The sequence below is a fragment of the Aureibaculum flavum genome, assembly GCF_016406085.1.
In the GTDB taxonomy this organism is placed as follows: Bacteria; Bacteroidota; Bacteroidia; order Flavobacteriales; family Flavobacteriaceae; genus Aureibaculum; species Aureibaculum flavum.
This window is the reverse complement of record NZ_JAEHFJ010000004.1, coordinates 32837-45321: the sequence shown is the minus strand read 5'-3', so window position 1 is coordinate 45321 and position 12485 is coordinate 32837. Positions and strand designations below refer to the sequence as shown.

Genomic DNA, 12485 nt, shown 5'->3' with positions numbered 1-12485 from the left:
AGAAGAGAAAGTCGTAAAAAACATGATATTTATTAGTTTTCACTAAAAAAGAAGAAATACACAAAAAGCAATTAAAATATTGATTATCAAGTGTTAATATAAAATACACTTATTGAAAATTCCAATATGAATACATATACCAAAAGAAACCGCTATAAATTATTGGAAAATAGACATCGAATTTTAATGTAAAATATTCACAGAATCATAAACAACTACTTTCTTCCAACGTGGTGAAGACTCTTCAATAAATTGTTTATGATTCGGCTCTATTTGATAGGAATCATGGTCCTTTTTAGTTTCAAAAGTGAGAAGTAAACTATAGGTATAGGTACTATCAATAACTTCTCTATCCGTTTGAGCAGGAGTTCCAACATGTTTGGTTTTAATAAAAACGGACTGATTTATAAAGTTAGTTAACGATTTTTCAAAAGCCGCTCGATCGACTGCATTATCTGGATTCTTTAACCAAAAAAATACGTTATGAGCAAAATTACCTTGAGTCATTTTTAAAATTTTTAACGTTCATTTAAAATCAAATATAGAGAATCATTTTACTATATTTGTTGATAATCGAATATTTATGAATATGAAAAGTAAATCAATCAGTCTTTCTGTCTTTTGCGTTTTAATGCTAATGACCCCGTGTTTACAAGCACAATCAGAAAATTTATTGATTTTCTCTAAAACGGAAGGCTATCGTCATAAATCGATTGATGCAGGAATTGTAGCGATACAAAAATTAGCGAAAGAAAATGATTTTAATGTAACTGCCACTGAAGATGCTACCTATTTTAATACTGATACCTTAAAAAACTATACGGCTGTTTTATTTTTAAGCACTACTGGTGATATTTTTAATGAAGAACAACAAAATAGCTTTAAAAAGTTTATACAATCTGGTGGTGGATTTGTAGGAATTCACGCTGCGACAGATACAGAGTTTGATTGGCCATGGTATGGTAAATTAATTGGTGCCTATTTTATTTCACATCCTAAGCAACAACAAGCCACTTTAGATATTGTTGACCACAAACATATGGCAACCAAAATGCTACCAAAAAAATGGTCCCTTTTTGACGAATGGTACAATTTTAAAGATATTAGTAAAGATTTATATGTACTTGCAAATTTAGATGAATCGAGTTATTCGGGTGGTGAAAATGGTAGTCACCACCCTATTTCTTGGGTTCAGGAATATGACGGAGGTAAAATGTTCTATACAGGCATGGGCCACACTAACGAAGCTTATGCAGATACTAACTTCTTAGCTCATGTTTTAGGTGGTATACAATATGTATTTGGCAGATCTGAAGAAGAATAACTTTTTAATAGTTTAGAAGCTCATTTATTGCCGCTCCCAGTTTGTCTTTGCCTAAATATTGAGCTTCTAATTGAGGCTCAAAAGGAATAGGCGTATCAATACTAGCCACACGTTTCACCGCCGCATCTAAATATTCAAAACAATTTTCGTGAATTAACGCTGAAATATCGCTTGCGATACCACCAAATAAAGAATCTTCTTGAACAACAAGAGCCTTACCCGTCTTTTTAACAGAAGCATATATCGTCTCTGTATCCAATGGCTTTAAAGTTCGTAAATCAATGACATCTGCAGCAATAGAAGTTTCTTTGAGATAATCTAAAACCCAATGTAAGGCATATCCAAAAGAGATAATAGTGATAGCACTTCCCTCCTTTAGTAATGCCGCTTTCCCTAAAGGTAATGTAAAGTAATCTTCAGGCACTTCTTGGCGGATGCTTCGGTACAAGGCTTTATGTTCAAAAAACAATACAGGATTTGGATCTTCAATTGCAGTGGCCAATAAACCTTTTGCATCATAAGGAAATGCAGGATAAACCACTTTTAAACCTGGCGTTTTCGTAAACCAAGCCTCATTCGTTTGACTGTGAAAAGGACCAGCTCCTACACCCGCTCCGCAAGGCATGCGTATAACAACATCTGCATGTTGCCCCCATCTGTAATTTGATTTTGCTAGTAAATTTACTATTGGGTTAAAGCCCGAACTTACAAAATCTGCAAATTGCATCTCAACGACCGACTTAATACCACTAATCGACAATCCATAAGCAGCGGAAACAATAGCCGATTCACATATCGGAGTATTTCGCACTCTTTCCTTACCAAAAGCCTCCACAAAACCTTCTGTGATTTTAAAAACACCACCATATTCAGCAATATCTTGCCCCATAATCACCAAGTCATCATGACGCTCCATGCACTGTTTTAAACCTTGAGAAATAGCATCTACAAAACGAATATTCTCATAATTACCTTTAGACTTAACCTCCTGATATTTAAATGATTTAAAAACATCACCTAATTCTTTTTCTAAATCAGGAACCAATCGCTCTTCGTTAAATGCAAGCTCTAAATTATCATTAATTTGATGAGCCATTTCAATCTTAATTTCAACCTCCATTTCTTCAGTCAAAATGTCTTTATTTTTAAGGAACTCTTGATAATTTTCTAACGGATCTTTAGCACCCCATGTATCTAATAATTCTTGTGGCACATATTTCGTCCCACTAGCCTCTTCATGACCACGCATTCTAAAAGTCATAAATTCTATAAAAACTGGTCGTGGATTTTTACGCACACTTTTAGCAATGTCAGCCACTTTTTGATACACATCGAGTACATTATTCCCGTCAACAACATGACTTTCCATACCGTATCCTTTTGCTCGATCAGCCAATTGCTCACAATTAAATTGTTCTTTTGAAGGTGTCGATAATCCATACCCATTATTTTCAACACAAAAAAGTACGGGTAAACTCCATACAGAAGCCACATTTAACGCTTCATGAATATCCCCTTCACTAGTTCCGCCTTCACCAGTAAACACTGCACAAACTTGATTGTTTTTTTTAAGTAAATTCCCCAAGGCAATACCATCAGCAACCCCAAATTGTGGACCTAAATGAGATATCATTCCAACAATATGAAACTCTTGTGTACCGAAATGAAAACTTCGATCTCGCCCATTGGTAAATCCATTAAGTTTACCTTGCCATTGTGAAAATAACCGATGCAACGGAACACCTCTTGAAGTAAAAACACCTAAATTTCTATGCATTGGCAAAATATACTCATCACTTTCTAGTGCAGATGCTACACCTACAGAAATAGCTTCTTGACCAATACCACTAAACCATTTAGAAATTTTACCTTGACGTAATAAAATCAACATCTTTTCTTCAATTAATCGCGGCAAAAGCAATCCTTTATATAATTCTAACAGCTTTTTATTGGAAAGATTTTTCTTAAAATACATAGATTGAGTTGATGTGTGAATTATATAAACAAAAAAAAACGCTCTCAAATGTATTGAAAGCGTTTAATAAATTAAAATTTATAATTAATTATATTTTATACGCATCAAAAATAGCATGCATCAACCTCTTTTTATCATTGATAACCTCCTCTAGAGAAATTGACGTTTCTGTTCTTAAAACACCTTTGATTTCGTCAATTCTAAAAATAACATCCTTAGCATGTTTCGTATCAATTGCTCTTATCTTACAAAAAACAGCGAATTTACCCGTTGTTAAGTGTGCAACTGTTACCTCCGGTATTTTAAGCAACTCATCAACAACCTGTTGAGTGAAAGATGAATTTTCAATAAATACACCTATATAAGCTATAAAGGAATAATTCATTTTATCATAGTCAACCGTTAAAGTTGAACCTTTTATTACACCTTCCTCTTCCATCTTTTTTACGCGAACATGAATCGTTCCTGCAGAAACTAGCAATTTTTTTGCAATATCTGTAAATGGGGTTCTAGCATTTTCGATAAGAACATCAATTATCTGATGATCTATTTCGTCTAGTTTGAATTTTGACATATTATGTTATTTTCATTAAAAATACTAAATTCTTACTTTTTCCCTTAAAAAACTAATAAAATGTGATTTAATTGTCAAAAAGTTTACTAAGTGATAATTTGGTTTCGAATTTTTCACCATTTTTATTGATTATAGTATTGGCATTATACTCTGATAAATTACCAATTATCTCAATAGTGGGTCTGAAAATCACTTTTTTATCTTCAAGTGTTTCTTTAAATAAAACACCTACATCTACCAACCTATTTTCTTCTACCAACTCAATGTTTTTGTAAATAATATCTAAAAATGACTTTTCATTATTCGGAATTTCAAAATAAGCTTCATAATTTGAATTATCTTTCTCTGACGCTATAAAGGAAATTCCAGCTACTAAGCTTATAAAATTAAATCGCCTAACCTCTTCCCTATTATAATCATCTTGATAATGCCCCGCCTCTATTAATATGGTATAGTATCCTGCTTTCTGAAAATTATCACCTGTAGCAGTAGGGTAAAACTCATCTGTATACCTGCCAATTTGCCCAGGAATTACCTGTGCTAACGAACTAAACATCGCATTAATAACTGACATTGTTATTTTTCTACCTTCAGTTACCTCACGCGATTCTTCTTCTGACGGTGCTAAAAAAGAAATGGTTGCCGGATAGTCTCCTACATTAAATATAGTACGCTGATCATGTAGATTAAAACAATATTTAGGATTAACATCTTTTAAAACAGCTTGTAATATTTTACTTTCAGGTGCTTTTACCGCAACGGCATCACGGTTTAAATCAATATTTTGAGCATTTACTCGCGTATATACAGCAGCACCATCTGGATTCAACATTGGTACAAACACCAAAGTACACGCTTTCAAAATCTCATTTACCATTAAATGAGTATCATCATCTAACCATTTTAACAAATCAAATAAGGCTTTTGTACCTGTACTTTCATTACCATGCATTTGTGACCAGAGCAATATTTTTATCTTACCACTACCAATGGTAATTTTATGAATTGGTATTCCTTTATAAGAATGTCCAATAATTTCTTTAGAAAATTTCTGTGATAAATTCTTCAATATAGGTTCAATATCAGCATAGGTAAGATACCTTCCAAATAGATTATTTTCTTTATGGTTTTTACTCCAAGAAACTAATGTGTTTAAATCTGTTATATTCATTTTACAAATGTAAATAAAGTAATGTTTACAATTGTAAAATATATTATCGATCTTCTCCTCCCTAATTCTCATCAGATAATTACAATTGTAAATAAATAATAAACACAACAGATAAAATACTATAAATCAATAATTAAAACAACTTTAAATGAAGTTTTAATTCAATAATATAATTAATATTTTAATTATTTAACGTGTAATCAAAATCTATTTATTTACATTTGTAACTTAATATAATAATGTGATTAACAACATAGACTTTTCGAAACGACTAAATATGGTGATGGAATATTACCAACTCTCTGCTACTGTTTTTGCCGAGAGAATTGGGGTGCAACGCTCTAGTATTTCACATTTATTATCAGGTAGAAACAAACCCAGTTTAGATTTTGTTTTGAAGGTTTTGGAGCACTTTAAAGAAGTTGAATTGTATTGGTTGTTAAAAGGCAAGGGAACATTCCCATCTAAAAAAGAGGCGTCCTCCTCCACCACTATTTCCAATAACGATGCCCCCATTATTAAATTAAAGGAAAAGAGCCTTCAAAATAATATTGACCGAATTATCATTTTTTACAAAGACGGAACATTTGAAAATTATACTGAAAAAAGCAACTAATTGCAATTGCGTAATTTCAATTTCACTTTTAAATATCAAAAAATGCAACGCATAAAAAAAGCCTCACATTTTTTAATGTGAGGCTTTTTTAACGGGCTACAATCTGTTAAATAAGAATTTACTTAATAGCTGCAATCCCCTTTTTAACAATTGCGATTAGCTCCTCTTTATTAGAAGAATTTAACTGCTCTTTACCAACCTGTACTTGTTGTAACATTTGTTTTATAATAGCATCTGCACCATATTTTTTAAATTGTTCTGCTTTTGACACAAAATCATCAACCATAATTTGCGTAGCTTTTACATTGTCACTCGTAGCAATCCATTGAAATGCTTGACCATACAACGCTTGTACTTTAGGATCTGAATTAAAAAACAATCCTGCAATAATTTTATCAGCAATAAATGGCATTTCTTGAGTTAAGCGTTCACTTACATAAACTTCTAACAAACCATCTACCATCCCTTTTTTATCTATGGGATTGGTTATACTAATCGCCTTGTCAATAGCTGTTCTTTTATCTATTTTATAAAGTGCAGCAATGGCATTTGATTTCACGGAGTATGATTTACTTTCCATTGCATCTTTAAAAATACTAGCATATTTAGTATCGCTTAAACCACCAAGGACATTAATAGCTTTTGATCTTACTAATGTTTTATCATCAGAAGTTGCTAATTTCTCAACCATCTTTAAAACACCTTTATCTTTACTAACATCTATTTTGTCTAGAGCTAAAATTCTCAAACCGTAATAGTTGTCATTTAAGGCTTTTGTCAATGTTTTATAGGATTCTTTATTATCTTGATCTGCCGCTAATATCTCAATAGCTTTTCTTCTATCTAAATAATTAGCACTTTTCATATTGTATTGATAAATATAATTTTCAATAGATTTTTCATCTTTTATTTGAGCCAATAAAATTTTATCAGCATCAACATTTATCAATTGTGGTTTTGTCTTATATTTAAAAGTAAATTTCTCTTCCTTATTTTTTATAGTGACATTATAACGCTCTACTTCATCATTCTCATAAACATCAATAGCTAAAGGAAAATCAAAAAGTTTATCAGTAGTTTGTTTTATCAATACCGTTACTGAATTACCTTCATCATTATAAATATAACTCACATCTAATTTAGGATGTCCAGAATTGAAATACCATTGGTTAAAAAACGGATTCAAATCTTTTCCACTTACTTCTTCCAACGCTAAACGCAATTGATGAGCTTCACCCGTTTTATATTTATTCGTTGTTAAATACTCTTTTAACCCTGCAAAGAAAGCTCTATCACCTAAGTAATTCCTTAACATATGTAAAATACCGCCACCTTTATTATAAGATACTGCATCAAACATATCTTCTCTACTACTATAATGAAAACGAACTAAATTTTTAGATTCATTACCGCCCATATAATATCCTTGTAAATCATCGTAACGATGAGCATCTGCATAATCTTTTCCGTATTTATGCTCTTGCCATAAGTACTCACTATAATTAGCAAATGATTCGTTTACTGATAAATTACTCCAACTCTCTGCAGTAACTAAATCACCAAACCAATGGTGAAATAACTCATGGGCAATTGTATTTTCCCACGTATTCTCATCGATAAGTTGACCCGTCGTTTGATTTGCATTTTCAGCATGAATTACTGCTGTTGTATTTTCCATAGCTCCACTTACATAATCTCTACAAACGATTTGAGCATATTTTTGCCAAGGATATTTTACACCCGTCAATTCAGAAAAGAAAGTAATCATTTCTGGAGTGTTTCCAAAAATCTCTTTTGCATAAGGCTCATATTCCTTTTCTACATAATAATCTACAGCTATATCATTCCAAGTATCTTTAACAATACTAAATTCACCTACACCCATAAAAAATAAATAAGGTGCATGCTTTTTATCAAAATTCCAATAATCAGTTCTCGTTCCGTCACCATTCTCAGTTTGACTCTCTAACAATCCGTTAGACAGTGTAACATATTTATTAGGCACAGTCATATAGATTTCTTCTGAAGTCTTTTGATTAGGACTATCAATGGTAGGAAACCAACAACTGCTCGATTCAGTTTCTCCTTGCGTCCATATCTGAGTTGGCTTGTCAGGATCAGTTTCTAAAGGGTCAATAAAATACAAACCTTTAGCACTTGTAATAGCTGCACTTCCTTCTTGCGTTACTTCTTCTGGTCTTGCAGTATAAGCTATATGTAAAGTGTATTCTTCATCTTTTACATAGATGTTTTCTAACTTTATAATCAACTTACTTCCATCATAGTCATATTTTAAAGACTTACCATCTCTAGAGACTTTATGAATCAACATGCCCTTCGCATCTAAAGTTACGCTTTGAACAGGATAAAAATGAGGTTTTAGCGTAATCCACGCTTCACCTGCCATTTGACTTTTAGCAAAATCAAATGAAACTTTTAACTTAGTATGCACTAAATCATTAATCTTCTCTCTTTCAGCTTGGTATACTTGTTTTACCGAGGTAGAATCTGCCTCTTGAGCAAAAGAGAAATTAAAAATTGCAACTGCAATTAGAAAACTTAGAATTATTTTTTTCATTGTTTATAGTATATTTAGGCCACAAAGATAATCTTTTATAGAAATTATTCAATCGTTTTTTTAGGCGACAAGGCGAATTCACTTACGGTTTGGAAATAAACCACAACAATAACGACTTGGTTTTTGATGATTTATTGAAAGTGATAGATGTCTTTTTACAAAAGAAAATTAAAACATAAAAAAAACCTGAACGCAATGTGTGTTCAGGTTTATACTTTTTTTTAACAACAAGCAGAACACTTGCTATTATTTATCCTAATTAGAATTATTTCATATTCTTTGCTAAATCTTTTAAGCCTTTAAAACCATCTCCATCAATATCTCCTATTTCATTCATCATTTTAAGAATTTTACCAGGTTCCATTTTATCGCCCAACACTCTGACTAAAGCAAAACCTTGAGATTTATCATTTCCATAAACAACCAATTCATCGATAGAATTATCTTCTTCACTTCCTTCATATTTAACAACAACATCTCTACCCTTATCCTTAAAACGGATCAGTTCAACATATTTTTTATCTTTAATAATGGCTTTTACTTTTGCTTTTTCTAAAGCATACTGAGCCTCATTTGCTTCGTTTTTCACAAAGGCAAGCACATTTAATTTTTTTATAGATGCTAAGGTACTCTGTGCTTCTGCCGATGCATCATCTTTTAAACTCACCAAACTTGCGGGTAAATCTAAAGATCTAAAGTTATCATCGTCTTGATTATCAATATAATACTTTTGTAAAGATGGACTACTTCCACAAGAAGCAAATAATAGCATTACAATTGAAATAGATAGTATTTTAGTTATAGTTTTCATCGGAATATATGTTTTGAGATTATCAAATTACTTTTAAAAAGGAATGCCCTATTACCATGACTTTACAGCGTCTTAGTTCTTCTTTTTTACATCTTTTAAATGCTCACCTCCTTGAATATTCATTTGCTCAGTTAGCTTAGAAATTTTATTCAAATCAATATCACCTGTTATAGAAACAATTACAGCTTTTGCATCACGATCTGCACCGCCAATATCCGTACTAATACCATCTATAAACATAAAAAGTTCTTTTACATGATCTGCATCTTTACCTTCTCTAATATAAATTTTAACATTACCTTCTTTGTCCTTAACACTCATTAGCTCAGATAACTTAGAAGACTTTAAGTAACTAGCTACTTTAGCTTTCATTTCTGCGGCAATAGAAACATTTTCAGTAGCCAACACTCTTAAACTATTAAGACCACTTACAAGGCTAATATACTCTTTTGCATCATCTGTTTCTCCAGCTACTTTACCCATTAGCTCAAACATTTTTTTATTTACCGTGACTACAGATACATCATCCATATCAGCAAAATTATCAAATGTTGATTGTGCAAAAGTTGCTAAAGGTGCTATTACTAAGGCTAATGCAATTATTAAATTTTTAGTTTTATTCATTATATTTCTATTATTTGTTTTGAGATCGTTATTTTTCGTTGAAAACTTCATTTCTTTAGTATTATATAGTGTGTTCATCATTTCTATTTTTTAATTGTTTTTAAATACTTTATTCTGTGTTTTTTGAAACTCTTGTAATCCAGCAATAGCAACACTTTCTCCTTTATTTAGATTTTGAGAAATCAATTGGAATGCTTTCTGAGTTTCTTGATAAGCTAGTTTGGCATCTTTACGCTCTTGATCTGAAATACTATCAGAGGTATTAACCGTATAAATACTAACTAATAAGATTGCTGCAGCGGCTACTGAAGCCCATTTCCAATACGACTTTTTAGTTTTTAAAGGAATGGTCTTCGTAAAACGTTCTGCTTTACTCTCATTAAAATAACCGAACATTGCTTTATATTCTAGTAAATGTGCCGGTGTATTATCTTGTTGAAAATAAGTTGCCAATACCTGTTCTTCTTGCAAAGAAGTTTCAGCATTTTCATATTTTTCAATTAGTTGTTCTATGTTAGCTAATTCCATAGTTATGTTGTTTTATCAATTGTTGTCTTATTGTTTTTCTTGCTCTCGACAATGCTACACGCACCGCTGTTGGCTGTAAGTCAAGAATCTTGCCAATTTCTTCAAATTCAAAATTCTCAACATCTCTTAATTGTATTATTAATTTCTGTTTTTCTGGTAAATTTTCAATCAACTCATGTACTTTACTTACACTATCTTTTACCTCAATATCTCTTTCTAATGAGATATTATTATCCTTATAATTACTATGTACTAATTTTAAATTATTGGAACGTTTAGCTTTTAGCTGATCTAAACAATAATTTTTTGTCATGGTCATTGCGAAAGCCTCCACACTGCTATAATTTTTCAGCTTACTTTTATTCTTCCATAATTTTAAGAATAACTCTTGGGTTGCATCCTCTGCCTCATCAATAGAGACCAACAACCTTTTAGCTAATCTAAAAACTTTGTCTTTTAACGGTAAAACTGTATTTAAAAATTCAGTTTGTTGCATTTTGGTTTGGTTTGGCACTAATATCACAAATTAACACGAATTTATTTATTCCATCGTCTCATCTCTATTTTAAAGACGATTAAGTGCTTATTTTGTTACTAATGTTTTTTTTGGTTTGATTATTGCGTGACTTAAATTCAATGATTAGAAATTGTTTTAATCTTAACTCTAATGTTTCAAATCTGTTGTCTATAATTTAAGACGAACCAGTTGTATTTTTGTTACAAACCTGTTAGCATTTGTAATAAATTTCCTTATTTTGCGACAAACTTTAAAAAAAACATATGAAGAAATTGGTATTAACCACCGTTACTCTCCTTACCTTATTATTTATCAATTGCGATAAAAACAAAGATGAACCTCAAGAACCAACCGTTGAGTTGAATAGTGAAATTAACGATTTTGTTTGGAAAGGATTGAATACTCATTATTATTGGCAAAGCGATGTAGCAAATTTAGATGACACAAAAAATGATGTATTAAGTGACTACAATACTTATTTAAATAGTTATAATGACCCTGAAGAATTATTTGAATCCTTATTATACCAAAAAGGTACTTCTGACAGGTTTTCGTGGTTTATTGACGATTACAGAGCTTCAGATGCTTCAAGTAGAGGCATTAATGATGCATTCGGATTTGAATTTTCATTAGCTAGATTAAATAGTGATGGTGATGAAGTTATAGGTTACATAACCTACATTGTTCCTAATACTCCGGCATCTGAAGCGGGATTAAAAAGGGGTGATGTTTTTAACATTTTTAATGGTGTTTCATTAAATCTGGATAATTATTCAGTAGTAAATAAATACTACAGCGATAATAGTATCTCTATGAAGTTTGCTACTTTAGAATTTAACAATTCGGAGGCGTCTGTTATTTCAAATGGCAAGGAAGCTAATTTAACATTACGAGAAGTAGTAGAAAACCCTGTTCATTATTCTAGTACTTTAGATATTGACGGAAAAAAAGTGGGTTATTTAGTTTATAATGGCTTCAAATATACCTTCCATGCTGAAATGAATGCTGTTTTTGGTGATTTTAAATCTCAAAATATTCAAGAATTGGTTTTAGACTTAAGATATAATGGAGGTGGTTCCGTATTAACATGTGCCTATTTATCGAGTATGATATATGGAAACGCATCAGAGAATGAAGTTTTTGCTAAATTAATCAATAACTCTAAAAATAGTGATGATGACTCCTATTATCCTTTTTTTGATAAAGGATATATTTATGACATAGATGGTGATAATACTGGAGATTTCACTTTAAATAGGTTAACCAACTTGAATAAACTATATGTCATAGTCTCTGATGACACCGCTTCGGCAAGTGAAATGGTAATCAATGGCTTAAGAGCCTATATGGGAGATGCTAATGTTATTTTAATTGGAACAACAACTTATGGTAAAAATGTAGGTTCTTTTACTCTTTATGATTCTCCTGATTTTAGTTCTACAAATATTAATACAAATCATACCAATGCTATGCAACCCATCACTTTTAAAATATTTAATAAATTAGATCAAAGTGATTATACCGCTGGGTTCAATCCAGATATAGAGCAAGTTGAATACATTTCTGATATGAAACCATTTGGAGATTTAAACGAGCCATTATTAAAAATTGCCTTAGATAATATTAGAGGTACAGTAAGTAAAGGTCAAACAATAAAAGGCCCTGAATTAAAAAATGAAAAAGTATTTAATTCTGCTGATAAAAGACAATTCTCTAAGGAAATGTATATCATCCCTCAAGAATTAAATTAATATATTATATTAAGAA

The 12485-nt window shown here is 31.3% G+C and carries 12 protein-coding genes; 3 read left to right on the top strand and 9 right to left on the bottom strand.

What is annotated here, in order from left to right; translation table 11 throughout:
* Window positions 1-183: 183 nt before the first annotated feature.
* A complete protein-coding gene (locus JBL43_RS09015; protein ID WP_198841128.1) occupies window positions 184-507 on the bottom strand; it encodes a Dabb family protein in 324 nt (107 codons plus the stop codon).
* A gap of 130 nt (window positions 508-637) precedes the next feature.
* Here JBL43_RS09015 and JBL43_RS09010 point away from each other — a divergent pair, with 130 nt between their 5' ends.
* The gene (locus JBL43_RS09010) at window positions 638-1324 is read left to right on the top strand and encodes a ThuA domain-containing protein (protein ID WP_233098742.1); all 687 of its coding nucleotides are present in this window, start codon (window positions 638-640) and stop codon (window positions 1322-1324) included.
* 4 nt (window positions 1325-1328) lie between these two features.
* Here the strand turns inward: JBL43_RS09010 and JBL43_RS09005 are convergent, their stop codons facing one another.
* The 3 genes from JBL43_RS09005 to JBL43_RS08995 form a co-directional block, all read right to left on the bottom strand.
* A complete protein-coding gene (locus tag JBL43_RS09005) occupies window positions 1329-3299 on the bottom strand; it encodes an alpha-ketoacid dehydrogenase subunit alpha/beta (protein WP_198841126.1) in 1971 nt (656 codons plus the stop codon).
* 88 nt (window positions 3300-3387) lie between these two features.
* Window positions 3388-3873 (bottom strand): Lrp/AsnC family transcriptional regulator, encoded by a 486-nt coding sequence (locus JBL43_RS09000; protein WP_198841125.1) that lies wholly within the window; start codon window positions 3871-3873, stop codon window positions 3388-3390.
* A gap of 67 nt (window positions 3874-3940) precedes the next feature.
* A complete protein-coding gene (locus JBL43_RS08995) occupies window positions 3941-5044 on the bottom strand; it encodes a M14 family zinc carboxypeptidase (RefSeq protein ID WP_198841124.1) in 1104 nt (367 codons plus the stop codon).
* A gap of 241 nt (window positions 5045-5285) precedes the next feature.
* Between JBL43_RS08995 and JBL43_RS08990 the strand changes: the two genes are divergently transcribed.
* The gene (locus tag JBL43_RS08990; protein ID WP_198841123.1) at window positions 5286-5660 is read left to right on the top strand and encodes a helix-turn-helix domain-containing protein; all 375 of its coding nucleotides are present in this window, start codon (window positions 5286-5288) and stop codon (window positions 5658-5660) included.
* Window positions 5661-5778: 118 nt separating this feature from the next.
* Here JBL43_RS08990 and JBL43_RS08985 read toward each other — a convergent pair whose 3' ends face one another.
* The 5 genes from JBL43_RS08985 to JBL43_RS08965 all read right to left on the bottom strand — a co-directional run bounded on the left by JBL43_RS08985 (window position 5779) and on the right by JBL43_RS08965 (window position 10697).
* The gene (locus JBL43_RS08985) at window positions 5779-8238 is read right to left on the bottom strand and encodes a M1 family aminopeptidase (protein WP_198841122.1); all 2460 of its coding nucleotides are present in this window, start codon (window positions 8236-8238) and stop codon (window positions 5779-5781) included.
* Window positions 8239-8503: 265 nt separating this feature from the next.
* Window positions 8504-9049: a GFO_1091 family lipoprotein gene (locus JBL43_RS08980; protein ID WP_198841121.1), complete on the bottom strand. Its 546-nt coding sequence runs from the start codon at window positions 9047-9049 to the stop codon at window positions 8504-8506.
* A 72-nt stretch (window positions 9050-9121) separates the two neighbouring features.
* Window positions 9122-9754: a GFO_1090 family protein gene (locus JBL43_RS08975; protein WP_233098741.1), complete on the bottom strand. Its 633-nt coding sequence runs from the start codon at window positions 9752-9754 to the stop codon at window positions 9122-9124.
* A 9-nt stretch (window positions 9755-9763) separates the two neighbouring features.
* Complete coding sequence (locus tag JBL43_RS08970; RefSeq protein WP_198841120.1) at window positions 9764-10201, bottom strand: PG0215 family putative anti-sigma factor; 438 nt, start codon at window positions 10199-10201, stop codon at window positions 9764-9766.
* A complete protein-coding gene (locus JBL43_RS08965) occupies window positions 10188-10697 on the bottom strand; it encodes a GFO_1088 family ECF-type sigma factor (RefSeq protein WP_138949902.1) in 510 nt (169 codons plus the stop codon). The genes JBL43_RS08970 and JBL43_RS08965 overlap by 14 nt, the downstream gene beginning before the upstream one ends.
* A gap of 284 nt (window positions 10698-10981) precedes the next feature.
* On the opposite strand from JBL43_RS08965, the gene JBL43_RS08960 reads away from it, so the two are divergent.
* Window positions 10982-12469, top strand: a complete 1488-nt coding sequence (locus JBL43_RS08960; RefSeq protein ID WP_198841119.1) for a GFO_1087 family putative carboxy terminal peptidase — start codon at window positions 10982-10984, stop codon at window positions 12467-12469.
* The last annotated feature ends 16 nt before the right edge of the window (window positions 12470-12485 follow it).

What these genes read in the sequence shown, in the direction of transcription:
- JBL43_RS09015 (WP_198841128.1), bottom strand. Translation starts at nt 507, where the DNA reads ATGACTCAAGGTAATTTTGCTCATAACGTATTTTTTTGGTTAAAGAAT.
- JBL43_RS09010 (WP_233098742.1), top strand. Translation starts at nt 638, where the DNA reads ATGACCCCGTGTTTACAAGCACAATCAGAAAATTTATTGATTTTCTCT.
- JBL43_RS09005 (WP_198841126.1), bottom strand. Translation starts at nt 3,299, where the DNA reads ATGTATTTTAAGAAAAATCTTTCCAATAAAAAGCTGTTAGAATTATAT.
- JBL43_RS09000 (WP_198841125.1), bottom strand. Translation starts at nt 3,873, where the DNA reads ATGTCAAAATTCAAACTAGACGAAATAGATCATCAGATAATTGATGTT.
- JBL43_RS08995 (WP_198841124.1), bottom strand. Translation starts at nt 5,044, where the DNA reads ATGAATATAACAGATTTAAACACATTAGTTTCTTGGAGTAAAAACCAT.
- JBL43_RS08985 (WP_198841122.1), bottom strand. Translation starts at nt 8,238, where the DNA reads ATGAAAAAAATAATTCTAAGTTTTCTAATTGCAGTTGCAATTTTTAAT.
- JBL43_RS08980 (WP_198841121.1), bottom strand. Translation starts at nt 9,049, where the DNA reads ATGAAAACTATAACTAAAATACTATCTATTTCAATTGTAATGCTATTA.
- JBL43_RS08975 (WP_233098741.1), bottom strand. Translation starts at nt 9,754, where the DNA reads ATGATGAACACACTATATAATACTAAAGAAATGAAGTTTTCAACGAAA.
- JBL43_RS08970 (WP_198841120.1), bottom strand. Translation starts at nt 10,201, where the DNA reads ATGGAATTAGCTAACATAGAACAACTAATTGAAAAATATGAAAATGCT.
- JBL43_RS08965 (WP_138949902.1), bottom strand. Translation starts at nt 10,697, where the DNA reads ATGCAACAAACTGAATTTTTAAATACAGTTTTACCGTTAAAAGACAAA.
- JBL43_RS08960 (WP_198841119.1), top strand. Translation starts at nt 10,982, where the DNA reads ATGAAGAAATTGGTATTAACCACCGTTACTCTCCTTACCTTATTATTT.